General features: G+C 62.7%; 20 protein-coding genes. 11 read left to right on the forward strand and 9 right to left on the reverse strand.

The window, feature by feature from the left end; genetic code table 11:
- Positions 1-60 precede the first annotated feature (60 nt).
- From A4A58_RS25825 to atzF, 3 genes are read left to right on the forward strand one after another with little or no spacing between them, the layout of a single operon-like run.
- The gene (locus A4A58_RS25825; RefSeq protein ID WP_068737622.1) at positions 61-795 is read left to right on the forward strand and encodes a cysteine hydrolase family protein; all 735 of its coding nucleotides are present in this window, start codon (positions 61-63) and stop codon (positions 793-795) included.
- Positions 792-2,435 (forward strand): regulator, encoded by a 1,644-nt coding sequence (locus A4A58_RS25830; protein WP_068737624.1) that lies wholly within the window; start codon positions 792-794, stop codon positions 2,433-2,435. Before A4A58_RS25825 ends, A4A58_RS25830 begins: the two co-directional genes overlap by 4 nt.
- A 54-nt stretch (positions 2,436-2,489) precedes the next feature.
- On the forward strand, positions 2,490-4,295 hold the full coding sequence (atzF, locus tag A4A58_RS25835; protein ID WP_086937151.1) for an allophanate hydrolase: 1,806 nt from the start codon (positions 2,490-2,492) through the stop codon (positions 4,293-4,295).
- Between the two features lie 181 nt (positions 4,296-4,476).
- Here atzF and A4A58_RS25840 read toward each other — a convergent pair whose 3' ends face one another.
- The 3 genes from A4A58_RS25840 to A4A58_RS25850 form a co-directional block, all read right to left on the reverse strand.
- The gene (locus A4A58_RS25840) at positions 4,477-6,522 is read right to left on the reverse strand and encodes a methyl-accepting chemotaxis protein (protein WP_068737625.1); all 2,046 of its coding nucleotides are present in this window, start codon (positions 6,520-6,522) and stop codon (positions 4,477-4,479) included.
- A gap of 315 nt (positions 6,523-6,837) precedes the next feature.
- Positions 6,838-7,542, reverse strand: a complete 705-nt coding sequence (locus A4A58_RS25845; RefSeq protein WP_068737627.1) for a 3-oxoacid CoA-transferase subunit B — start codon at positions 7,540-7,542, stop codon at positions 6,838-6,840.
- Entirely contained in the window at positions 7,539-8,207 is a 669-nt protein-coding gene (locus A4A58_RS25850) for a 3-oxoacid CoA-transferase subunit A (RefSeq protein ID WP_199712009.1), read from the reverse strand. The genes A4A58_RS25845 and A4A58_RS25850 overlap by 4 nt, the downstream gene beginning before the upstream one ends.
- A 383-nt stretch (positions 8,208-8,590) precedes the next feature.
- Here A4A58_RS25850 and A4A58_RS25855 point away from each other — a divergent pair, with 383 nt between their 5' ends.
- The 4 genes from A4A58_RS25855 (at position 8,591) to A4A58_RS25870 (ending at position 13,706) form a co-directional block, all read left to right on the forward strand.
- Positions 8,591-9,076: a (2Fe-2S)-binding protein gene (locus tag A4A58_RS25855; RefSeq protein ID WP_068737631.1), complete on the forward strand. Its 486-nt coding sequence runs from the start codon at positions 8,591-8,593 to the stop codon at positions 9,074-9,076.
- A gap of 88 nt (positions 9,077-9,164) precedes the next feature.
- Entirely contained in the window at positions 9,165-11,519 is a 2,355-nt protein-coding gene (locus tag A4A58_RS25860; protein WP_068737633.1) for a xanthine dehydrogenase family protein molybdopterin-binding subunit, read from the forward strand.
- A gap of 12 nt (positions 11,520-11,531) precedes the next feature.
- Positions 11,532-12,332, forward strand: a complete 801-nt coding sequence (locus tag A4A58_RS25865) for an FAD binding domain-containing protein (protein ID WP_068737635.1) — start codon at positions 11,532-11,534, stop codon at positions 12,330-12,332.
- A 264-nt stretch (positions 12,333-12,596) separates the two neighbouring features.
- Positions 12,597-13,706, forward strand: a complete 1,110-nt coding sequence (locus A4A58_RS25870) for a CaiB/BaiF CoA transferase family protein (RefSeq protein ID WP_068737637.1) — start codon at positions 12,597-12,599, stop codon at positions 13,704-13,706.
- A 179-nt stretch (positions 13,707-13,885) separates the two neighbouring features.
- Here the strand turns inward: A4A58_RS25870 and hppD are convergent, their stop codons facing one another.
- On the reverse strand, positions 13,886-15,010 hold the full coding sequence (gene hppD / locus A4A58_RS25875; protein WP_068737639.1) for a 4-hydroxyphenylpyruvate dioxygenase: 1,125 nt from the start codon (positions 15,008-15,010) through the stop codon (positions 13,886-13,888).
- A 133-nt stretch (positions 15,011-15,143) separates the two neighbouring features.
- Here hppD and A4A58_RS25880 point away from each other — a divergent pair, with 133 nt between their 5' ends.
- The 3 genes from A4A58_RS25880 to A4A58_RS25890 all read left to right on the forward strand — a co-directional run bounded on the left by A4A58_RS25880 (position 15,144) and on the right by A4A58_RS25890 (position 18,596).
- Positions 15,144-15,620: an Lrp/AsnC family transcriptional regulator gene (locus A4A58_RS25880; protein WP_068737641.1), complete on the forward strand. Its 477-nt coding sequence runs from the start codon at positions 15,144-15,146 to the stop codon at positions 15,618-15,620.
- A gap of 140 nt (positions 15,621-15,760) precedes the next feature.
- Positions 15,761-18,193 carry a methyltransferase domain-containing protein gene (locus A4A58_RS25885; protein WP_068737643.1) on the forward strand — a complete coding sequence of 811 codons (2,433 nt, stop codon included), beginning with the start codon at positions 15,761-15,763 and terminating at the stop codon, positions 18,191-18,193.
- Positions 18,194-18,284: 91 nt separating this feature from the next.
- Complete coding sequence (locus A4A58_RS25890; RefSeq protein WP_068737645.1) at positions 18,285-18,596, forward strand: DUF1272 domain-containing protein; 312 nt, start codon at positions 18,285-18,287, stop codon at positions 18,594-18,596.
- A 29-nt stretch (positions 18,597-18,625) separates the two neighbouring features.
- Here the strand turns inward: A4A58_RS25890 and hmgA are convergent, their stop codons facing one another.
- The 4 genes from hmgA to A4A58_RS25910 form a co-directional block, all read right to left on the reverse strand.
- The gene (gene hmgA / locus A4A58_RS25895) at positions 18,626-19,972 is read right to left on the reverse strand and encodes a homogentisate 1,2-dioxygenase (RefSeq protein WP_068737646.1); all 1,347 of its coding nucleotides are present in this window, start codon (positions 19,970-19,972) and stop codon (positions 18,626-18,628) included.
- 1 nt (position 19,973) lies between these two features.
- Positions 19,974-20,927: an MBL fold metallo-hydrolase gene (locus A4A58_RS25900; RefSeq protein WP_068737649.1), complete on the reverse strand. Its 954-nt coding sequence runs from the start codon at positions 20,925-20,927 to the stop codon at positions 19,974-19,976.
- Between the two features lie 184 nt (positions 20,928-21,111).
- Positions 21,112-21,327: a DUF2783 domain-containing protein gene (locus tag A4A58_RS25905; RefSeq protein ID WP_068737650.1), complete on the reverse strand. Its 216-nt coding sequence runs from the start codon at positions 21,325-21,327 to the stop codon at positions 21,112-21,114.
- Positions 21,324-22,937: an FAD-dependent oxidoreductase gene (locus tag A4A58_RS25910; protein ID WP_068737652.1), complete on the reverse strand. Its 1,614-nt coding sequence runs from the start codon at positions 22,935-22,937 to the stop codon at positions 21,324-21,326. Before A4A58_RS25910 ends, A4A58_RS25905 begins: the two co-directional genes overlap by 4 nt.
- A 144-nt stretch (positions 22,938-23,081) precedes the next feature.
- Here A4A58_RS25910 and A4A58_RS25915 point away from each other — a divergent pair, with 144 nt between their 5' ends.
- The gene (locus tag A4A58_RS25915; RefSeq protein ID WP_081422068.1) at positions 23,082-23,555 is read left to right on the forward strand and encodes a MarR family winged helix-turn-helix transcriptional regulator; all 474 of its coding nucleotides are present in this window, start codon (positions 23,082-23,084) and stop codon (positions 23,553-23,555) included.
- A 4-nt stretch (positions 23,556-23,559) separates the two neighbouring features.
- Here the strand turns inward: A4A58_RS25915 and A4A58_RS25920 are convergent, their stop codons facing one another.
- The gene (locus A4A58_RS25920; protein ID WP_068737656.1) at positions 23,560-24,372 is read right to left on the reverse strand and encodes an N-acyl homoserine lactonase family protein; all 813 of its coding nucleotides are present in this window, start codon (positions 24,370-24,372) and stop codon (positions 23,560-23,562) included.
- Between the last annotated feature and the right edge of the window lie 109 nt (positions 24,373-24,481).

The following is a 24,481-nucleotide window of genomic DNA, read 5'->3' on the forward strand; positions in this document are numbered from 1 at the left end:
TGGCACGCGCCTTGCTTCGTTAACTCCTGAGAGACCCATAGCCTTGGGGAGAGACGGCAAATGGCGGACTCACCACACTCAGCAACGGTTGTTGCCGAACCCGGCCCGATCGCCGTCGACTGGGCCGCGACGGCGCTCGTCATCATCGACATGCAGCGCGATTTCATGGAGCCCGGCGGCTTCGGCGAGACGCTGGGTAATGACGTGTCGCAACTCGCCAGCGCCGTCGCCCCGATCGCCGCGGTCCTAAAAGCCGCGCGCGAAACCGGGATGATGGTGGTGCACACCCGTGAGGGGCACCTGCCCGATCTCTCCGACGCACCGCCCGCCAAGATCGAACGCGGCGCGCCGAGCCTCCGGATCGGCGATCCCGGTCCGATGGGACGCATCCTCATTCGCGGCGAGGCTGGTCACGACATCATTCCCGCGCTCTATCCGGTCGAAGGCGAGATCGTCATCGACAAGCCCGGCAAGGGCGCGTTCTACGCCACGACGCTCGGCGCCGATCTCAAGGCGCGCGACATCGACACACTGCTGGTCTGCGGTGTCACCACGGAGGTCTGCGTCAACACCACCGTCCGCGAAGCCAATGACCGCGGCTATCGCTGCATCGTCATTTCTGACGGCTGCGCGTCCTACTTTCCTGAATTCCACGAGATGGGCCTGAAGATGATCAAGGCCCAGGGCGGCATCTTCGGCTGGGTCGCCTCATCCGCCGCAATCCTTGAAGCAATGACACTTTCTGAAAATGCACCGGAGACTTCCAACAAACTTGCAGCAGGAGCATCACGATGAGCACGACCGCGGGGACGTTTTCTAAAGATTCTGCCGGCAAATCCGACTTCAAGCCCGCTCTATGGACGCCGGGCGACTGGAATGCGTTTTTCGGCTTCGGCACCAACATCCTCGTCAACATGCTGGTGCTGACCGGCCTGCTGCGCTTTGTCCTGAAAATGCCCGACAACATCGTGTTCGGCCGCATCCTGCCGGCGATGGGCCTGATGATGTGCATGTCGACGATGTACTACGCCTGGCTTGCCTACAAACTGGCGCAGAAGACCGGCCGCAGCGATGTCTGCGCGCTGCCCTCGGGCATCAGCGTGCCGCATATGTTCATCGTCACCTTCGTGATCATGCTGCCGATCTCGATCACCACAGGCGATCCCATCAAGGGCTGGGAAGCTGGCCTCGTCTGGGTGTTCTTCCAGAGCTTCATCCTGATGATCGGCGGCTTCATCGCGCCGTGGATCCGCAAGGTGACACCGCGCGCCGCGCTCCTGGGCACACTGGCGGGCGTTTCCATCGCCTTCATCGCGATGCGTCCGGCGCTGGAAATGTTCATGACGCCGGTGATCGGCCTCACATGTTTTGCCATCATCATGCTGAGCTGGTTCGGCGGCTATAAATATCCCAAGGGAATTCCGGCCGGCCTCGTCGCGATCGGCGTCGGCATGGTGATCGCCTGGGGCTCAAATCTGTTCGGTATCGGTATCGGCGGCGTCAGCGTCGCCGGGGTGAAGGCCGCCTTCACCAATTTCGGCTTCTCGGTGCCGATCCCGGCCTTCGATCACGTGTTCTCGGGATTCCAGTTCCTCGGCATCATCCTGGTCACCGCCATTCCCTATGGCATCTACGATCTGGTCGAGGCGATGGACAACGTCGAGAGCGCGGAAGCTGCCGGCGACGAATATCCGACCACCCGCGTGCTGACCGCCGACGGCGTCGTCTCGCTGATCGGCTGCCTGATGGGCAACCCCTTCATCAACGCGGTATATATCGGCCATCCCGGCTGGAAGGCGATGGGCGGCCGGATCGGCTACTCGGCGGCGACTGGCTTGATGGTGATCGTGTTGTCATGGTTCGGCGTCATCTCGCTGATGCTGGCCGTCATCCCTGTGGTCGCGATCTCACCGATCCTGCTCTATATCGGCATGCTGATCTGTGCGCAGGCCTTCGAGACCACGCCACGCGAACACGCGCCGGCCATCGCGCTTGCGCTGACGCCGCATCTGGCGGCCTGGGCCACGGTGCTGCTGTCGGGCGCACTCGGTGCCGCCGGTATGAATTTTGGTGCGATCCATTCGCCTGAATTCATCGCCAAGATGGGACAGAACGGCGTGTTGTTCCACGGCCTCGAAGTCATGGGCGGCGGCTCGATCCTGGTCGGCCTGGTGCTCGGCGCCATCACGGTGTTCGTGATCGAGCGCAAATTCCTCAACGCTTCGGCTTTCGCTCTGGCCGGTGCGGTCCTGACCTATTTCGGCTTCATGCATGGCGAGGCGATCGGGATTGGCGGCGGATTGGGGGTGACGCCCGGCGTCGCTCTCGCTTATGCTCTTGTTGCAGCCGGGCTCTTTGCCGCGGACAAGTTCGGCGCAACCAGCCTGTCTTCTGTCCCGCAATCGGAGCCGCCACTTGCCGTGCCTGCTGAATAACATCGTCTCAACCTGCGGGTGGCACACCCGTGCCATCCGCAGCAGGTTCGCATCGTGAGTGAGTCCGTTCCCGAGACCATCGCCGCCATCGTCGCCGCGCATCGCGCTGGCACCGTGACGCCCGCACAGACAGTCGCCCGCAGCTATCAGCGCATCCGCGACCGCGGTGACACGGCGATCTTCATCACGCTCCGCAACGAGGCCGAGGCGATCGCCGAAGCCGAGGCGCTCGCTGCGAAGGATCCTGCAACGCTGCCGCTCTACGGCGTGCCGGTCGGCGTGAAGGACAATATCGACGTCGCCGGTCTGCCGACCACGGCGGCCTGTCCCGCTTTCGCCTATAACGCAACGCGCGATGCCAGCGCCGTGGCGCGGCTGCGTGCCGCTGGCGCGATCATCATCGGCAAGACCAATCTCGACCAGTTCGCGACAGGTCTGGTCGGCGTGCGCTCACCCTATGGCATTCCCAAGAACGCGATCCGCGACGATCTCATACCGGGCGGATCGAGCTCCGGCTCTGCCGTTGCCGTGTCGGCTGGCCTCGTGCCGCTGACGCTGGGGACTGACACTGCGGGCTCCGGCCGCGTGCCGGCGATGCTCAACAATATCGTGGGCCTCAAGCCGAGCCTCGGCCTGATTCCGACCGCCGGCGTCGTGCCGGCCTGCCGCACGCTGGATTGTGTGTCGATCTTCACGCTCACGGTGGACGATGCCGTTGCCGCGCTCGATGTGATGGGCGGCTATGACGCGCATGATCCCTATTCGCGCAAGCGGGTGCCGGGTTCGCTCACGGAATTTCCGAAGGGCCTCAAGCTCGGCGTGCCGCGCAATGGCCAACTGATCTTCTTCGGCGACAAGGCCTCGGAGAAAGCCTATGCGGACGCGCTGAAGCGCTGGACCTCGCTCGGCGCGACGCTGGTCGAGTTCGACCTCGAGCCGTTCTATGAGACCGCGCGGCTGCTTTACGATGGACCATGGGTCGCCGAACGCCTGCTGGTGATCCGCGACCTGCTGGCGTCGGCGCCGGATGCGATCCATCCCGTCACGCGCGAAATCACCATCGCCGGTGCACGCCAGAGCGCGACCGATACGTTCGCGGCCCTGTACAAGTTGCAGGAGCTGAAGCGTGTCGCCGAGCAGGCTTTCACTGCTATCGACGCGCTGGTGCTGCCGACCGCACCGACCGCCTATACGACCGCGCAGGTGCTCGCCAACCCCATCGAGCTCAATTCGCGGCTCGGCACCTATACCAACTTCGTCAATCTGCTCGACCTCTGCGGCCTCGCCATCCCTGCAGCGATGCGTGCCGACGGCATCCCGTTCGGCATCACGCTGCTGGCGCCGGGCGGCGAAGACGCCTTGCTGGCCAGCATTGGGCGGGTGTTTCATGCCGATACCAAGCTGCCGGTCGGCGCCAGAGCCCTGCCGCAGCCGGCGCTCGCGCTGCTGTCCACTGAGTTGGCCGCCGGCGAAATCGCGATCGCCGTCGTCGGCGCGCATCTCTCCGGCATGGCGCTGAATGGCGAATTGACGGCGCTGAACGGTCGCCTGCTGAAAGCCACGACGACGGCGCCGGACTACAAGTTCTATGCGCTCAACGGCACGACGCCGGCGAAGCCCGGCCTGCTGCGCGTCGCGGATGGTACGGGTTCGGAAATCGCCGTCGAAGTCTGGGCGTTGTCGGCAGAGGCCTTCGGCAAATTCGTTGCATCGCTTCCGCAGCCGATGTCGATCGGCACGCTGACATTGTGCGACGGGTCGAACGTCAAGGGCTTCCTCGTGGAAGCCAAGGCGACGGAAGATGCACGCGATATTTCGTCGTTTGGCGGATGGCGGGCTTATATGGCGGAGAAGAAGTAGCAGCATCGCGCCGACCGTGCGCTCCCTCGCCCCGCTCTTGCGGGGAGAGGGCTGGGGTGAGGGGCTCTTGCAAGCCACAAATGATGTCGATGAGATGAGGTCCGCGCGCTGCCCCTCACCCGCCGCGAAGACGCGGCGACCTCTCCCCGTGCAGAACGGGGAGAGGTAAGAAGAAGCCCCTTTACGCCGCCCGGATATTCCCCATGAACCGGTCCAACTCGGCCCGCAGGCGCGCGCTTTCGCTCGACAGGGTCTGTGCCGAATTCAGCACCTGAGCCGATGCAGCGCCGGTTTCGGTCGCGCCGCGGTTGACGTCGACGATATCGCCGGCGACCTGCTGGGTGCCGTGGGCAACCCGCTGGACGTTCTGTGCGATTTCGCGCGTGGCAGCGCCCTGCTGCTCGACGGCGCTGGCGATCTCCGAGGCAATACCGGAAATCTCGCCGATGGTGTTGCCGATCTGCTTGATCGCCGCTACCGAGTCCTGCGTGGCGCTCTGCATGCCGGCAATCTGGGTCGAGATTTCCTCGGTCGCCTTTGCGGTCTGGCTGGCCAGCGACTTCACCTCGGACGCCACAACCGCGAAGCCGCGGCCAGCATCGCCGGCACGGGCAGCCTCGATGGTCGCATTGAGCGCCAGAAGGTTGGTCTGTTCGGCAATCGCCGTGATGAGATCGACGACGTCGCCGATGCGCTGTGCGGCGCGCGACAATTCGCCGATGCGGGCATCGGTCTGCTGCGCCTGCACGACTGCGCTGTCCGCGATCTTGCTGGAGGTCTGGACCTGACGGCCGATTTCGTTGACCGACAGCGAGAGCTCCTCGGTCGCGGTCGCGACCGACTGCATGTTCGAGGAGGCCTGATCCGATGCGCCGGCGACGCGGCTCGACAATCCCTCGGTGGTCTCGGCGGTGCGCGTCAGCGTGCCCGCTGCGGTTTCCAGCTGCCCTGCCGATGCCGACACGTTCGAGACGATCGCGCCCACGGCGGCCTCGAAATCGTCGGCAAAGCGGATGAGTTCGGCACGGCGCGCCGCACCGGCCTCGCGGCTTTGCTCTTCCTGAGTCGCGGCATCCCGCTCGGCCTTCGCGATGGCCTGTACCTTGAACTCTTCCACGGCGGACGCCATGTCGCCGAGTTCGTCACGGCGGCCAAGACCCGGCAGCACGACCTCGAAGTCGCCGGCTGCGAGCTTGCGCATCGCTGCGCACATCGCAATCATCGGACCGGCAATGCTGCGGCCCAGCAGCAGCGCAAGGATGGCACCGACGATGAAGCCGCCAACGCCCAGCACCATCACCTGGCGCTCGGTATCGTGGATCGTGGTGTCGGATTCGATTTCAAGACGCTGCTGATCGGACAGCAGATCCCCCTTCATCGCCGTCGACAGCTTGGTGATCGCTCCCGCCGTCTCCGACATTTCCTGAACGAGACCGTCGACCTTCTTGGTGTTCTCGACGAATTTGACGAAGGCATCGGCGTAGAGCTTCGTCTCCGCGGTGATCTCCTTCACCTTGTTGTTGATCTTGTCGTCATTGGCATAGATCGTCGCAAACGAGTTCTGCAGGAACTTGATGCGGGCCGTCGCGGCATTCGAGGTCTTGTCCTCGGCCTTGCCGATATAGGTGTTCACGAGCGAGGTCGCGGTGATGAACTGGGTGGTGATTTCCTTGACCTGATCCTGCACGGAGGCAAGGCCGGCCATGGTCGCGGTGTCGCCGAGATCGTCGATCTTGTTACGCAGCATCAGGCTGGTGCGCGACAACTGGGTCGAGGCGATGGTGTCGTTCTGTCCCTTGACGGTGAGGATGTCGGCGAACACCTTGGTGAACGTAATGAATTCGCGGGACAGTTTGGTGATCTTGTCGAGCCGCGCGGAGTCCTTGGTCACCTTCATCGACTGGTCGATGGCGTCCTTCAGACTGGTTTCCGCCGCCTTCGCTGCCTTGGCGTCCGCTTCATTGCTGGTGAGGACGTAATAGCGCGTCAGTGCCTGATAGGAGGTCAGTTCGCGATCAATATTGCGGGCCAGACCCGACTCCGCAACGCTGGTGCGATACGACACTACGCCGGCCGAGATACGCTCAAAGCCGACATAAGCGAGCACCATGCTGAGCGCGGATATGGCGAGCACGGCCCCAAAGCCCAGCGTCACCTTGGCGCGGAACCTGAGGGCAGGAAACTTAAAAGAAGCCGGCTTCTTCCGGACAAGCGTCGTCGTTGCCACGTGGGGCCCCCGTTCATCACTCCCAACATCCCGGTCATCGCGCGCAAGCGCGCGCAAAGCCGATGCCCAAACCTACGGCACATTGGCTAAGGACGAGTAAACGGATACCGGAACTTCTGGAGGTTGCGCGGCAGGCGAACGGGGGATGCCCCCTCAGGGGTGGCTGTTGCTTTAAAGCTCCGTCATGCCCGCGCTCGTCGTGGGCATCCACGTCTTTGCCACAAGGAAGGCGTGGATGGCCGGGACATCCAGCGAAGCCGCGCTTCGCGCTTTGCCCGGCCATGACGGTGGAGAGGCGGGTGTTTTAGGAAGTCCCTACGCCGCCATCGCGGGCGGGGTGAGCGACTGCCAGTTGTTGGCGAGCTGCAGCTTGGGCTCGGTGAGCGCCTGCAACTGCTCCAGCGTCATGCCCTCGACCATCTCGCGCACGAACAGGCCCTGCTCCGTGACGTCAATGACCGCCAGATTGGTGTAGATGCGCTTGACGCAGCCCGGTGCCGTGAGCGGCAGCCGGCACGTCTTGAGGATGCGCGGCTTACCGCCCTTGTCGGTATGATCCATGATCACGCGGATTTCCTTGGCGCCGACCGCCAGATCCATCGCGCCGCCGACACCGGGCGGGAAGGATGGATCTTCCGTGGTCCAGTTGGCGAGATCGCCGGCTTCGGAGACTTCAAAGGCGCCGAGCAGGCTGACATCGAGATGCTTGCCGCGGATCATCAGGAACGCGTCGGCGTGGTGCATGAACACGCCGCCCTTGATCAGCGTCGTGTAGTTCTTGCCGGCATCGATCAGGTTCTCGTCTTCCGTGCCTGGCTCCGGCTTCGGACCGAGACCGAGAATGCCGTTCTCGCTGTGGAAGATCACCTCGCGCCCATCGGGCACATAGCTCGCCGCCCGCGTCGGCATGCCGATGCCGAGATTGACATAGGCGCCTTCCTGCAGGTCCTGCGCGGCGCGCCAGGCCATCTGGTCGCGATTGAGCGGCTTGTATGTTGCGGTCTTGTCAGACGACGTCATGCCTTTGCTCCCACTACCACCACACGATCGATGAAAATGCTCGGCGTCACCACCGCTTCCGGATCGAGACTGCCGAGTTCGACCATTTCATTGACCTGCACGACGCTGAGATCGGCAGCCATAGCCATGATCGGATTGAAGTTACGCGCCGACTGGTCATAGACGAGGTTGCCCCAGCGATCCGCCTTCTTGGCGCGCAGCAGTGCAATGTCGCCCTTCAGCGGCTTCTCGAACACATACAGCACGCCGTCGATCTCGCGGGTCTCCTTGCCCTCGGCGAGTTTCGTATGCGCCGTGACCGGGGAGAAGAAGCCGCCGAGCCCCGCGGCATGGGCATGCATGCGTTCGCTGATGATGCCCTGCGGGACGAGTTCGAGTTCCAGCGTCTTGGCACGATAGGCATTCAGGAAGGCGCTGTAGTCGCCGGAGCGCGGATAGGAACAGATCACCTTGGCTACGCGGCCGGAGTTGATCAGCCGGGCCAAACCAGTATCGCCATTGCCGGCATTGTTGTGGACGATGGTGAGATTGGTCGCGCCCTGCTCGTGCAGCGCCTCCAGCAGATCATCGGCAATGCCGACAGTACCGAACCCGGCCACCAGGACGACTGCCCCGTCCTTTACCCCAGCCACGGCCTCGGCCGGGCTGGCTACGCTCTTATCGATCACTCCCGAAAACTCCTCGTCGCGGAATTGTTATTGTCCGCAATCGCTTGCGGCATTTATTGCGCCGCGACTAGAGCATTGCGGCCTGCGGATATAAAGGCACAAATTTGCAGGAGGGATACGCGCGTTGCTTACTTCCCTCTCCCCCAGCGCAGCGAAGCTGCGCGCAGTGGGAGAGGGTGGATCGAACACGCGAAGCGGGTTCGAGACGGGAGAGGGGCTAGCCTCTCAGTATGCCGCTCCCCCTCTCCCGGCACGGACTTCGTCCGCGCCACCCTCCCCCACAAGGGGGGAGGGGAAGAAAGACCCCACCAAATTCCCAGTTGCAAACTTTCCGGACCGCGCTTCTAATTGGAATAATTAAAAAATACCGGGAGGTCTGCGTGTCCACAGTCAAGCTGACGGTCAATGGCAAATCTGTCTCTGCCACGGTCGAAGACAGAACCCTTCTCGTCCATTTGCTCCGCGAAAATCTCAACCTGACCGGGACCCATGTGGGCTGCGACACCAGCCAGTGCGGCGCCTGCATCGTGCATATCGACGGCAAGGCCGTGAAATCCTGCACCACGCTGGTTGGCCAGATCGACGGCGCCAATGTCACCACCATCGAGGGCATCGCCAAGGGCGACCAGCTGCATCCCATGCAGGCGGCGTTCCGCGACAATCACGGCCTGCAATGCGGCTACTGCACGCCTGGCATGATCATGTCGGCGATCGACATCGTGAATCGCCACGCGGGCGATCTCGATGAAGAGACGGTGCGCCACGAGCTCGAAGGCAATATCTGCCGCTGCACCGGCTACCACAACATCGTCAAATCGGTGCTCGACGCCGCCGGACGCATGAAGGTTGCGCAAGCGGCTGAATGAGCCGCAGCGCATTGATCTGAGCTGAGCCAACCGCGCCTTTCGATGGAAAGCGCGGACAATCAAAAACTCCGGCAGGGAGACCCATGAGATGGGCGTTGAAGGCATCGGCGCACGCGTTGCGCGCAAGGAAGACAAGCGATTCATCACCGGCCGCGGCCGCTATGTCGACGACGTCAAGATCGTCGGCCTCACCCACGCGCATTTCATCCGCAGCCCGCATGCCCATGCGAAAGTGAAGGGCATCGATGCTTCCGCGGCAAAGGACATGCCCGGCGTGGTCGATGTGCTGACCGCACAGCAACTGGTGGACGACAAGATCGGCAATCTGATCTGCGGCTGGGCGGTGTCCTCCAAGGACGGCACACCCATGAAGATGGGCGCATGGCCGGCAATGGCGCCGGACACGGTGCGCTTCGTCGGTCAGGCGGTCGCCGTGGTGATCGCCGAGACCAAGAACCAGGCGAAGGATGCGGCTGAGGCCGTGGTCGTGACTTATGAAGAACTCCCTGCCGTCAGCAGCATGACCGCAGCGCTCGCCTCAGGCGCACCGCAACTGCATCCGGAAGCGCCGGGCAATGTGGTCTATGACTGGGCTATCGGCGACGAGAAGCTGACCAATGACGCCTTCAGCAAGGCCGCCAATGTCGTCTCACTGGACCTGACCAACAACCGGCTGGTGCCGAACGCGATGGAGCCGCGCGCAGCCGTCGCGGAATATGACGACGCAGAAGAGCACTTCACGCTCCATACGACATCGCAGAATCCGCATGTGGCGCGTCTCGTGCTCTCGGCCTTCTACAACATCGCACAGGAACACAAGCTGCGCGTGATCGCCCCCGATGTCGGCGGCGGCTTCGGGTCGAAGATCTTCATCTATCCCGAAGAAATGGTCGCACTCTGGGCCTCCAAGAAAGTGCGTCGCCCGGTGAAATGGACCGGCGACCGCACGGAGGCGTTTCTCACCGACGCGCATGGCCGCGATCACATCTCACATGCCGAGATGGCGTTCGATGCCAACAACAGGATCCTGGGCCTGCGGGTGAAGACCCACGCCAATTTTGGCGCCTATATGTCGCTGTTCTCGTCCTCGGTGCCGACCTATCTCTACGCCACGCTGCTGTCGGGCCAGTACAATATCCCGACCATCTATGCCGAGGTGATGGGCGTCTATACCAACACCACGCCGGTCGATGCCTACAGAGGCGCCGGACGCCCGGAAGCGAGCTATCTGGTGGAGCGGCTGATGGAGACATCGGCGCGGCAGTTGAAGGTGGATCCGGCCGAGCTGCGCCGCATCAACTTCGTTACGCAATTTCCACATCAGACGCCGGTGATCATGGCCTATGACATCGGCGACTTCGGCGCCTCGCTCGACGCGGCGCTGAAAGCGATCGACTATGCCGGCTTCCCGGCGCGGAAGGCCAAGGCGAAAGCCGCCGGCAAACTGCGCGGGCTTGGCTTCTCCTGCTACATCGAGGCCTGCGGCATCGCGCCGTCCAAGGCGGTCGGCTCGCTCGGCGCCGGCGTCGGCCTCTGGGAATCCGCGGAGGTCCGCGTCAATCCGGTCGGCACCATCGAAGTGCTGACGGGCTCGCACAGCCACGGCCAGGGCCACGAGACGACCTTCGCGCAGCTGGTCGCTGACAGGCTCGGCATCTCCGTCGACCAGGTGCAGATCGTGCACGGCGACACTGATAAAGTGCAGTTCGGCATGGGCACCTATGGTTCGCGCTCGGCGGCGGTCGGCATGTCCGCGATCTTCAAGGCGATGGAGAAGGTGGAAGCCAAGGCGAAGAAGATCGCCGCGCATCTGCTTGAGGCCTCCGAAGGCGACATCGTCATCGAGAATGGCGAGTTCAAGGTCGCCGGCACCGACAAGGCGATCGCGCTGCCGATGGTGGCACTCGCGGCCTATACCGCACACAATCTGCCTGATGGCATGGAGCCCGGCCTGAAGGAAGGCGCGTTCTACGATCCCACCAACTTCACCTTCCCGGCCGGCGCCTATATCTGCGAGGTCGAGATCGATCCCGGGACCGGCAAGACCGACATCGTCGACTTCGTTGCTGTCGATGACTTCGGCCGGCTGATCAATCCGATGATCGTCGAGGGTCAGGTCCATGGCGGCCTCGCCCAGGGCATCGGGCAGGCGATGCTCGAAAGCGCTATCTATGACGACAACGGCCAGCCGGTGACGGCGTCGTTCATGGATTATGCCATGCCCCGCGCCGACGACGTGCCATCGTTCCGGGTCTCGCACACCACGACGCTCTGCCCGGGCAATCCGCTCGGCGTCAAAGGCTGCGGCGAGGCCGGCGCAATCGGCTCGTCACCCGCCGTCATCAACGCCATCACCGATGCACTTGGCCACAACAAGATCGAGATGCCGGCGACGCCCGGCCGCGTCTGGGAAGCGCTGCAATTGCAGCAAGCAGCGGAATAAGGGAGAGCGATCATGTATGAGACCACTTATCACCGCCCCGCCAGCATCGACGAAGCCGCGGCCCTGTTCGCCAAACATCCGGAGGCCAAGTATCTCGCCGGTGGCCACACGCTGATCCCCGTGATGAAGCAGCGTCTTGCGGCACCATCGGATATCATCGACCTCGCGAAGATCAAGGACTTGATCGGTATCGAGGCAACATCCGACGCGCTGATTATCAAGGCGGCGACGACCTATTACGACATCACGCAGAGCCCCGCGGCCAAGAAGGCGATCCCGGCGATCGTGCATCTGACGTCAGTGCTCGGTGACCCTGCCGTGCGCTATCGCGGCACCATCGGCGGCTCCATCGCCAACAACGATCCCGCCGCTGACTATCCGGCGGCCGTGCTGGCGCTGAATGCCACGATCAAGACCAACAAACGCGAGATCAAAGGCGACGATTTCTTCCAGGGCCTGTTCTCGACGGCGCTGGAAGAGGATGAGATCATCACATCCGTGTCGTTCCCCATCCCGGCCAAGGCCGGCTATGCCAAGATGCGCCACCCGGCGTCGCGTTTCGCACTCACCGCGGTGTTCGTCGCCCAGACCAGATCCGGCGAAGTCCGCGTCGCTGCCACCGGAGCATCGCAGAGCGGCGTGATGCGCGTGCCGGCGATCGAGGCGGCACTGAAAGCGAACTGGTCGGTGGGAGCGCTGGATAGCGTGAAGATTTCCGCCGACGGCTTGATGGGTGATATCCACGGCTCGGCGGAATATCGCGCCAATCTCATCAAGGTGATGGCACAGCGCGCGGTGGAAGCGGCGGGGTAAGCTCAGTCGTCCCGGCGAAAGCCGGGACCCATAGCCTCCGACGTCAAAGTTGGAACGGCAGAGCAACAATTGCTTTGCCTTCACCACATCGACAGCGTGTATGGGTCCCCGCCTTCGCGGGGACGATATCGAGTTTTTGTGCACCGCCCGCGCATGGCCGCATGCATTGCTGCGGCCACAAGGCGCTTGCCCTCTCGGCATGGCCCGGTAACAGTTTTCCGCAATGAACCGGCACCACGCCGGACCACAAAACGGGAAACGCAAGTGCAGGACACCACCCTCGCGTCGTCGCGACCACAGACCAAAGCCACCGGCCCGCTCAAGGGTACACGCATCGTCGAATTCGCCGGCATCGGTCCCGGTCCGTTCGCCTGCATGCTGCTGGCCGATATGGGTGCGGAAGTGATCACGCTGGTGCGGCCGAAGCAGATGCCGAAAGGCGCTGCGTCACGCGGCCGCAAGGTCATCGAGGTCGATCTCAAGGACAAGGCCGCCATTACGCAGGTGCTGTCGCTGCTGGATAGCGCCGATGCGCTGGTGGAGGGCTATCGTCCGGGCGTGATGGAACGCCTCGGCCTCGGGCCGGATGTCGTCCTCGGCCGCAACAGGAAGCTGGTCTATGGCCGCATGACCGGTTGGGGTCAGGAAGGCCCGCTGGCGCAGGCCGCCGGCCACGATATCAACTACATCTCCATCACCGGCGCGCTGGCTGCCATCGGCGGCGCCGACAAGCCCGTGCCACCATTGAATCTGGTCGGCGATTTCGGCGGTGGCTCGATGTATCTCGTGATGGGCATGCTCGCCGCCATGCTGGAAGCCAGCCGCTCCGGCCAGGGCCAAGTGGTTGACGCCGCCATGTGCGACGGCGCGGCATCCTTGATCACCATGTTCTTCGACATGACCGCGGCCGGTCGCTGGAAGGAAAGTCGCGAGAGCAACATGCTCGATGGCGGAGCGCATTTCTACGGCGTCTATGAATGCAGCTGCGGCAACTTCATCTCGATCGGCTCCATCGAGCCGCAATTCTATGCCGAGTTGCGCGAACTCGCCGGGCTTTCGGAGGCCTGCTACGACAATCACATGGACCCGACAAACTGGGCCGCGGTGAAGGACAAGCTCACCGCGGTGTTCAAGACCAAAAGCCGCGACGAGTGGTCAAAGATCATGGAAGGCACCGACGTGTGTTTCGCGCCGGTGCTGACCATGTCGGAAGCGACCAGGCATCCGCATATGGTTGCGCGCGAAGTGTTCATCCAGCACGAGGGTGCGACACAGCCCGCACCCGCACCACGGTTCTCGCGCACGCCATCGGCGGCACGGCCGGCAGTGAAGGTGGAACTGGGTGATGCGGTGAAGGAGTGGCAAGGCGCGTAGCGCCTCTTCTTATCCCTCCCCCGCGCTTGCGTGGGGAGGGTGGCCGGCCGAAGGCCGGTCGGGTGGGGGTAACCCCACGTGACGGCGGTGTGTGGGGAAACACCCCACCCGTCTCGACCGCTTCGCGGTCGATCCACCCTCCCCACTGCGCAGCTGCGCTGCTTGGGGGAGGGAGAAGACTACGCCGCCGTCTTATCGCCGACGTGCAACACGCCGCGCCTGATCTGATCTTCCTCGATCGACTCGAACAGCGCCTTGAAATTCCCCTCGCCGAAGCCATCATCGCCCTTGCGCTGGATGAATTCGAAGAAAATCGGCCCGATCGCATTGGCCGAGAAGATCTGCAGCAGCACCTTGGTTTCGCCGCCTTCGACCACACCCTCGCCGTCGATCAGGATGCCGTTCTTCTGCAGACGCGGCACGTCCTCGCCGTGCTTGGGCAGCCGCGCATCGATCTTCTCGAAATAGGTCTGTGGCGGCGCCGGCATGAAGGGCAGGCCATCGGCGCGCAGCTTCTCGATGGTCGTGTAGATATCCGTCACGCCGCAGGCGATGTGCTGGATGCCCTCGCCGTGATAGGTGTTGAGATATTCCTCGATCTGGCCGGCATCGCCGGCATCCTCGTTGATCGGAATCCGGATCTTGCCGTCCGGACTGGTCAGCGCACGCGAGAACAGGCCGGAAGCGCGGCCCTCGATGTCGAAGAAGCGGATCTGGCGGAAATTAAACAGCTTCTCGTAGAAGCCGGTCCAGACATCCATGCGGCCGCGATGGACGTTGTGAGTGAGGTGATCGAGATAGAACAGGCCGGCACCTTCGGGGCGCGGATTCTTCGCGCCCAGCCATTCGAATTCATGGTCATAGGCCGAGCCCTTGGCGCCGTAGCGATCGACGAAGTACAACAGGCTGCCACCGATGCCCTTGATGGCCGGCACGTCGAGCGTCTTCTCCGCGGACGACGCATCGGCCGGTTCCGCACCGAGCGAAATCGCGCGCTCATAAGCCTTCTGCGCATCGACCACGCGGAACGCCATCGACGGCGCACAAGGTCCATGCGCGGCGACGAAATTGAATCCGTGCGTGCCGGGCTCCTCATTGACGAGATAGTTGATGTCGCCCTGGCGATAGACCGTGATCTTCCTGGTCTTGTGCTTCGCGACCGGCGCGTAGCCCATCAGCTTGAACAGCGCATGCAGCTCAGCGGGGTTCGGATGTGCGTATTCGACGAATTCAAACCCGTCGGTGCCCATCGGATTGTCAGCCGAGATGGTGGCAGCCGGCGCGTCGTGCGGAAACGGACCCATGGTGATCTCCCGAAGCTGATTTGCATTATCGCTTGCCTGGAGTGTCGGTCGTTTGCGACGCAAGGTGCATGCAAATTCGGATGGAATATGCGATATTCATGCACGGTTCACGCATGAAAAAGGCTTTTGACGCATGATCCCGGTGGATGCTTTCGATCTCAAGATGCTAGCCGCACTGCAGAACGACGGCCGGCTGACCAATCAGCAGCTCGCCGATGCCGTCGGCCTGTCTGCCTCGCAATGCTCGCGGCGCCGGATGCGGCTCGAGGAGGAGAAGGTGATCTCCGGTTATCACGCCGACCTGTCATCGGATGCGCTCGGCTTCAACGTCATCGCCTTCATCCAGGTAACGCTCGCCACCCACTCGCCGGACAATGCCAAGAAATTCCGCACGCTGGTGCAACGGGTCGACGAGGTGCAGGAGGCTTACTCACTGACCGGCGATGCCGACTATGTGCTCAAGGCCGTACTGCGCGACCTGAAGGGACTGTCCGATCTCGTGAACAACGTGCTGATGCCGCATCAGAGCGTCGCGCATGTGCGTTCGTCGATTGTGCTTGATCGTTTGAAGGAAACATCGCGGCTGCCGCTGAAATCGGCGCTCGCCTGAGCGAAGAAGCGCGCAACGCAGCGGAATCTGCAACCTTCAATTGATCAAATCTTAATTCAAAGCACCTACAAGCCGGGTCTGGATCCGATACGAGTTGGTCGGACACTCGATACTGCCAATCATTGCAGAAGAGAGCAGACATGGGCGGAACCGACACGGGCTGGACCGAGAACGCCAATCATCGACTCGTCCGCTTCTTCTGCATCTGCCTCGGCACCCTCGTCTTCGCATATTCGCTGCTGGCGCTGCGCCTGCAGTTCGAGAGCGACAGCGTCACGGCCGTCGACATCCTGCTGACGCTCGTCCGCGTGTTGATGGGCGCAGCCGCGCTGGCCATCATCATCCATCCACCCAGGATCGCCCAACCGCTCGGCCGCCAGATCGCACTGCTCGGCACGGATTTCGAAGCCGGCTATGCGCGCATGGCCACCCAAGAGAAGGTGCGCCTGATCGTACTCGTCACCATGGTGAGCCTGCTGCTCGAACTGGTGATGATCCGCTGGCTCGCGTCGGTCTTTCCGGTGTTCTCGTTCTTCAAGAATTTCACGCTGCTGGCCTGCTTCCTCGGGCTTGGCGCAGGCTATGCCGTCGCCGAGAAGCAGCCTTGCGCACCGGCGCTGGTGCTGCCGATGCTGGCTCTGTTCGTCAGCCTCATCACGCTGCTGCGCTATGACGTCGGCGCCGGCAACGGCTTCTTTACCGGCCTGCCCATGCACGAACAGACCTCGATCAATATCGATATGGACCGGTTCGACTGGCCGTCTCTGTTTGCCCACAGCCTTCCGGTGTACCTGCTGCTGGCCATGAGCTTCGTGCTGTGCGCCTGCATCTGCTACCCGGTCGGTCAGCTCTGCGGAAAGCTGCTGCACGCAACCGACGCCCTGAAGGCCTATGGTCTCAATCTGCTGGGCAGCATCCTCGGCGTGCTCGTGCTGTTCGTGATGAGCCTGTTCTGGCTGCCACCGGTGATCTGGTTTACCGCGGCTGGCGGCATTCTGTTGTTCTTCGTGCTATCGCGCGATATCCGCTCGCCGATCGGCATTGCGAGCTTCTGCGTGCTGCTCACGGTGCTGGCCTGGCCGGTGCAGCCGGAGACGCAGCGAATCTACTCGCCCTATCAGCTGCTGGAGCGCATGGCGAAGTCCGACGGATTGATGAACATCCTGTCGGGCGGCGCCTATTATCAGAAAGTGTTCAATCTTTCGGAGAGCCATCGCAGCATCGAAAGCGCCGCGGACCGCTATGTGCGGACCTATTACGAGTTCCCGTTCAACTTCAAGAAAAAGCCGGAACGCGTCGCCATTGTCGGAGCCGGTAGCGGCAACGACATCGCTGCAGCCCTGCGGATGGGTGCCGCCCATGTGGATGCCATCGAGATCGATCCCGCCATCGTCCATCTCGGCCGCAACAATCATCCCGAACATCCCTATGACGACCCGCGGGTGACGGTGCACATCAACGATGCGCGCAATTTCTTCCGCACGGCGCAGCAGCAATACGATCTGATTATCTATGGCGTGCTGGATTCGCACACCGCGCTCAGCCACGCATCGAACCTGCGGGTCGACTCCTATGTCTACACCCGCGAGGGCATCGACGAGGCCTTCCGCCTGCTCAAGCCTGACGGCGTGATGTCCATTGCTTTCGCGCTGCCGAACGAGTCTCTCGGCTTCAAGCTGTCGCATATCCTGCAGGGCCTGCCCGGCGCCGGCAAGCCGCTGGCCATCCGCGTGCGTTACGATTCCAGCACGACGACAGCCTTCGTCGTCCAGAAAGGCCGCGACGCGGTGCTGCCGAACATCGAGGCCTTTGCCGCTATCGGCTTCACGGACGTGTCGCAGCGCTATGCGCAGCCCTATCCCGAATCCAGTATCCCGACCGACGACTGGCCGTTCTTCTACATGATCAACCGGACCTACCCCGTCAGCTACCTGATCGCGCTCGGCATGGTGATGCTGCTGAGCACGATGTTCGTGCGCAAGACCATCGGCCTCAATGACCCGATCGAGCGCGGCTACCTGCCATTTTTCTTTCTCGGCGCCGGCTTCATGCTGGTCGAGACCAAGGCCATTACCGAACTGGGCCTGCATCTCGGCGGCACCTGGTTCGTGATCGCAGCGACCATCATCATGGTGCTGGTGATGGCCTTCCTGGCCAATCTCATCGTGCAGCGAAACGCATTTCAGCGCACCAATCTCGCTTATGTGGGCCTGATCGTCAGCCTGCTCGTTGGCTACTTCTATGCGCGTAACCACACGCTGATCGCCTTTGCATCGCCATGGGCGAATCTCGCGCTCAGCGGCGTCCTGCTGACGATCCCGCTGTTCTTCTCGGGCATTATCTTCTCGAGCCTGATCGGCAGGGCGAGCGTCAATATCTCGACCGCACTGGCCTATAACCTGATGGGCGCTCTGTTCGGCGGCTTGATGGAATACAATTCGATGTATTTCGGCTTTGCGTTCCTCTATCTGCTGGCGATCGGCTTCTACGCCCTCGCCTGGCTGTTCTCGCGCAATCCCGGCATTGCCTGGGCGCGACGGCTCAACATCCCGCGCACGGATGCGGCATCGTAGCATCCACCTCCCGGCGTCAGGTCTTCTGGCAGTTCACGAACCATCGCGGTTCTGCCAAGATCGACGCAACGAACAGATTGGGGAGTGAACCATGGCACTGGCGCTGCGGCCAAACTGCGAATATTGCGACAAGGACCTGCCGCCCGCGGCACGCGATGCGCGCATCTGCACCTTTGAATGCACTTTTTGTGCGGACTGCGTGGAGACCAAGCTCCACAATGTCTGTCCGAACTGCGGCGGAGGCTTCGCCCCGCGCCCGATCCGGCCCGCCACCGAATGGCGGCCGGGTTTGTCCGTAGCCAAGCGCCCGGCGTCGGACAAGCGCGTACATCTGTCGCGCAGCCTTGAGGACATCGCGGTGCATTCGGCCCGCATCAAGGACATTCCGCCCGAGGATCGCTGATCCCTTGGGATCGCTGAACCCCGGCGCACCTAGCGCTTGTTCGGATCGAACCGCTTCTCCAAACCCTTCCAGCAATCCGCATAGTCGCTCTGCAGTGTCGCCGTCGTCGCCGCGTGTTCCGTGACGCGCTGCGGGTAGCGGGTCTCGAACATGAAGGCCATGGTGCCGGTGAGCTTGACGGGCTTCAACTCGCCATTGCTGGCGTGATCGAAGGCCTCGCGGTCCGGCCCATGGGGCAGCATCATATTGTGCAGGCTGATTCCGCCCGGCGTGAAGCCCTGCGGCTTGGCATCATAGACGCCGTAAATCAGGCCCATGAATTCCGACATGATGTTCATGTGATACCACGGCGGACGGAAGGTGTTTTCGGCGACCGCCCAGCGCTCCGGAAAGATCACGAAGTCGATATTCGCCGTGCCCGCGGTTTCGGACGGCGAGGTCAGCACCGTGAAAATCGACGGATCCGGATGATCGAAGCCGATGGCACCCACGGGCGAGAAGGTGCGCAGATCGTATTTATAGGGCGCATAGTTGCCGTGCCATGCCACCACATCGATAGGCGAATGCGGCAGCACCGTCTTGAACAGCGAGCCGCCCCATTTCACATAGAGCTCGGTCGGCGTGTCCTTGTCCTCATAGGCGGCCACCGGCGTGAGGAAATCACGCGCATTGGCGAGGCAGTTGGCGCCGATCGGCCCGCGCTCCGGCAGCGTGAAGGCGCCGCCATAATTCTCGCAGAGATAGCCGCGCGCCGCACCACCCGTGAGCTCGACGCGAAACTTGACGCCGCGCGGGATCACCACAATCTCGCCTGGCTCGGCATCGATGCGGCCAAATTCGGTGACGAACTTGAGGTTGCCCTGTTGCAGCACGAACATCATCTCGCCGTCGGCATTGTAGAAATGCTGGTCGACCATCGATTTGGTGATCAGATAGACATGCGCCGCCATGCCGGCCTGGGTGCCGGCATCGCCCGCCGTGGTCATGGTCTGCACGCCTTGCAGGAAGGTCATGTCTTCTTTCGGGATCGGCGCCGGATCCCAGCGCAATTGCGCGATCGGCAGATCGTTCTCGTGGCATGGCGCGGTGCGCCACAGTCTGCCATCCGCTTTCTCGAAGCGGCCGGAATGTTTCACTGACGGGCGGATGCGATACAGCCAGGACCGCTCATTGGTGCCGCGTGGCGCGGTGAAGGGCGAGCCCGAGAGCTGCTCCGCATAGAGCCCATAGGCCGCACGCTGCGGCGAGTTGCGGCCGATGGGTAGCGCGCCGGGCAGAGCCTCCGTTTCAAAGCTGTTGCCAAAGCCGGACATGTAGCCCGGCGTGACGTTGACGGTGTTGCGGCTGATCAGATCGGGATTGGTGGTGATGTTCATCTCATCCTCCTTGGAGCGCGGCCCACATTTCGCGGTCGCGCTTGTCGGTCCAGATCACGGGATCGTCGATCCCCGAGGCTTCATCGAAGGCGCGGGATACATTGAAGGGCAGGCAGTGCTCGTAAATCGCAAAGCTCGAAAACTTCTTGTCCATGACGTCGCGGGTCGCCGCCATGGTCTCCTTCAGGCTGCGACCCTTGGCGACCGACAGCTCGGCCGCGCCATAGAGCGACATCACGAAGTCACGCGTCATCGCGATCGCCTCGCGGGTGGTCTCCAGCCCCTTCAACGCATCTCCGCGGCCCGGCGCAATCGCCTTCGGGTTAAAGGCACGGATCTCATTCAGCGTCGACGGCCATTCGCGCAGCAGCGCATCGCCGCAATAGCAGGCCGAGTGATATTCGATGAGATCGCCGGAGAACATCACCTCGGCATCTGGCACCCAGGCAACGATATCGCCGGACGTATGACCGGCACCGAGCTGCATGAGACGTACCTCGCGCTTGCCGAGGAAGATCGACATCTCGCCCTCGAAGGTCAGTGTCGGCCAGGTCAGGCCGGGGATGCTCTCGGCATCCTGGAACAGGCGCGGAAAACGACCGAATTCTGAATCCCAGTCCTGCTGGCCGCGCTCTTCCACCAGCCGATAGGTCTCTTGGGACGCGACGACACCCTGCGCCTTGTAGGCGGACGCACCGAGCACGCGCACCGCGTGATAATGCGACAGCACGACATATTTGATCGGCTTGTCGGTGACCGTCCGCACCCGCTCGATCACCTTGTTGGCCATCGCCGGCGTCGCCTGCGCGTCGAACACGATGCAACCGTCATCGCCGACAATGACGGCCGAGTTCGGATCGCCTTCAGCCGTAAAGGCATAGAGATCGGTGCCGATCTCCGAGAAGGTGACCTTCTTCTCGGTCATGTCGGTCGTGGATGCGAAACCTTTGGTCATCTATCTATTCCTTTCGAATTCCAAAACCGTCATTCCGGGATGCACGTAAGTCGGCAGAGCCGACTGCAGTGCAGACCCGGAATCCCGGAGTGATGAACATATCGGGATTCCCAGCCACTCCAATTGGAGTGGCTGAGGTTCGCGTGCGGCTGACGCCGACCACGCCCCGGAATGACGAGTTTTGTCATTTCTCGTCCCTCACATTCGGCAACCGCCGCTTCGCCAGCGCAATCGCTTCATCGAGCACACTGGCATCGCCGATATGATTGGCGAGGATCAGCACCAGCGCCGTATCGAGCGCCGCGCTTTGATCGTCGGTCAATCCGCGATGCGCCTCAACGATCGCACGATAGGCGTTGTCGGGGCTGGCGAAATTGGACGTCGTCGACAGCGCCGTCATGACGACCTCCCGCTGGCACGCGCTACCGCAGTCTTGATCGCCTGCGGCGTCGGATGCCGGAAACGCGCGGCGACATAGCCATCGGGACGCAGCAGATAGGCGGCACCCGGATCGGCACCGTAGCGCGCCTTGAACAGCCCGGTCTCGTCGCGCAGCGCCGCATCATCGCCGACAACCAGACGCGCCACGCCCTCGGGCAGCTCAATCGCCTGACCATCCGACTGCAGCACGGTAAAGCCACGGCCGGCCCCAGCGAAACATTCAGAGAGAAATACATGCGCGCCGTCATCAGTCGCGAGCGGCGCGTCCGGCATATGCGCGCCCGGCCGCGGACCAACAGACCAGTCGTCGCTATCGGCGGTCGAGAGCGGCGTCTGATAGACCGACGGCACGGACAGTCGCCCGCCATTGATCATGCGCTTGGCGAAATCGGCTTCCCTGGCGAGCGACAGTACCGCGTGCCGCATGCGCTGCTCCTGCTTCGAATGCGGCGCGATGAAATCCGTCGCATGGGTCGATGCTCGGATGTTCTCGTCCGCGGCCGGGCCACGCTCGGCATCATAGCTTGCCAGCAGCGACGCCGGCGCATTGCCGGCCAGCACCAGTGCGAGCTTCCAGGCGATATTCTCGGCGTCTTCAAGGCCGGAATTGGCGCCCCGCGCGCCGAAAGGCGACACCTGATGCGCGGCGTCACCGGCAAAGATCACGCGCTCATGCAGGAAGCGTTGCATGCGGCGGCACTGGAACTTGTAGACCGAGATCCACTCGAAATCGAAATCGTCGTGGCCGAGCATGCGCGCGATGCGCGGACGCACCTTCTCCGGCCGCCGCTCCTCGGCGGGGTCTGCATCCGGCCCGAGCTGCAGATCGATGCGCCAGACATCGTCGGGCTGGCGATGCAGCAGCGCGGACTGGCCGGAATGGAATGGTGGATCGAACCAGAACCAGCGCTCGGTCGGGAACTCCGCGGTCATCTTGACGTCGGCGATCAGGAACTGATCCTCAAACACCTCGCCGGAAAAATCCGCGCCAACCATGCCGCGCAACCCGGAACGCGCACCATCGCAGGCGACGACATAGTCAGCGCGCAGCGTGTATGGCCCATCGGGCGTCTCGATGGTGAGTTCGGCGTGATCGTTGTGCTGCGCCAGCGCGATGACCTTGTTGCGCCAGCGTAGATCGATCTCCGGCAGTTGATGCACGCGATCTACCAGAAAGGATTCAGCGTAATATTGCTGCAGATTAATGAAGGCCGGCATCTTGTGGCCGGTCTCCGGCAGCAGATCGAACTGGTAGAGCATGTCCGGTCCGAGAAAGATCTTGCCGACCTTCCACACCACGCCCTTGTCGATCATGCGATGAGCGACGCCAAGGCGATCCCATAATTCGAGCGAGCGTTTGGAGAAACAGATGGCGCGCGAGCCATCGCCGATCCGATCGGCGTCGTCGAGCAGCACCACGCGCTGGCCGCGCTGCGCCAGATCGATGGCCAGCGACAGACCGACCGGCCCGGCGCCGACGACCACAACGGGATGACGCGCTGCATCAACAGCAGAGCGTGCCTGATCGGCATGGCGGCGATAGGCAAACTGGCGGACATGCTGCGCCATGGCTCAACCCCTGCCCTGCAACCGGATGCATTTTCGGATCAACGCTGGTCTGGCCAACGGATCGCACTCCCTCTAAGATAGTCTCATTTGCAACCATCTAAACGCCGGACCCGTGGCGGCGTCAACAGCAGAATTGGTGGCTCCGTGGCGAAATTCGACCTGTTTCAGTTCGTTCCGTTCCGGCTCAACCGGCTGGCCGCGGAGGTCAGCGCCGCACTGTCCGACGAATATCAGGTACGCTATGGGCTCGACATTCCGGAATGGCGCGTCATCGCCACGCTGGGCTTTCGCGACGACGCCTGCAGCGCGCAGTTCATTTCGCAATGCACACGCACGCATAAATCCACCATCAGCCGCGCGGTCACGGCCCTGCTGGAACGCGAACTCATCGAACGGGTGGAGAATGAGGATGACCGCCGTGCCTTCGAATTGCGTCTCTCCGCGAAAGGCACCGCGCTCTATGAAGAGCTGATCCCGCGCCTGCTGCACAAGGAACGCGACATCCTGTCATGCCTGACAGCGCAGGAACGCAAGGATTTCGCCGCCGCACTTGGCAAGATCGAGCGCAGCCTCGACCTCGTGCAGACGCGGCATGGGCAAAAGGCTGGCGCGTATTGAGTGCCTAGTCGCGCACGAAAGAGCGCGACGGCAGCACATGCAATGCATAGGCATCGGCCTTGCTGCCCTCGACGCGAGGATAGAGTTCACGCACCAGCGGATCGTGACCGGGAATGATGCGATCGGGATGGCCCGCGAGGCGCTCGCAGGTGGTCCAGCCGTCGCACATGTCGCCGATATTGTAGACGATCGGAAACGGGCTGCGGCGCTGCATGTTGCCGTAATAATGCGAGGCATCCGAGGCGAGCACCACTGGGCCCCGCGCGGTTTGCACGCGCACGATCTGCAAACCATCGGAATGGCCGCCAACGCGGTGCAGCGTGACGCCCGGAGCAACCTCGCCATCGCCATTGTGGAACGTCACCCGCTCGTTGAAGACATGCCGCACCATCAGCGTGACATCCTCCGCCGAGAACGGATGCCGCAGCAGCCCGTTGCACATGCAGCGGCCCGTCGCGTAGCTCATCTCGCGGTCCTGCAGATGGAACCTGGCATTGGGGAGACGATCGAGATTGCCGGCATGGTCGTAATGCAAATGCGTGACGATAACGTCCCGAATGTCTGCGGCGCGCACGCCGAAATCGGCCAGCGCATCGATAGGATTGATCGTGAGTTTGCGGCTGCGCTCCTTCGAGGCGGCCTCGTTGAAGCCGGTATCGACAAGGATGTCGCGGCCACCGCCGCGGATCAGCCAAACGAAATAATCGAGATCGGCCGCTGCGGTCTCATGGGGATCGGGTGCGAGATAGTTCATCTGCGGCGTCCGCGGCGTCATCGTGGCATAGCGGATCGCATAGATTTCGTAAGTCACGCTCATTCGTCCCGTCCCATTCCCGATCGTTGTTATGCGCAACAAGCCATTGCTGCCGGGAAAGGTCAAACCGTTCCAGCCACAGGAATGACCGGGAACCGGGACTGTAGCGATA

Source organism: Tardiphaga robiniae (assembly GCF_001618955.1).
In the GTDB taxonomy this organism is placed as follows: Bacteria; Pseudomonadota; Alphaproteobacteria; order Rhizobiales; family Xanthobacteraceae; genus Tardiphaga; species Tardiphaga robiniae_A.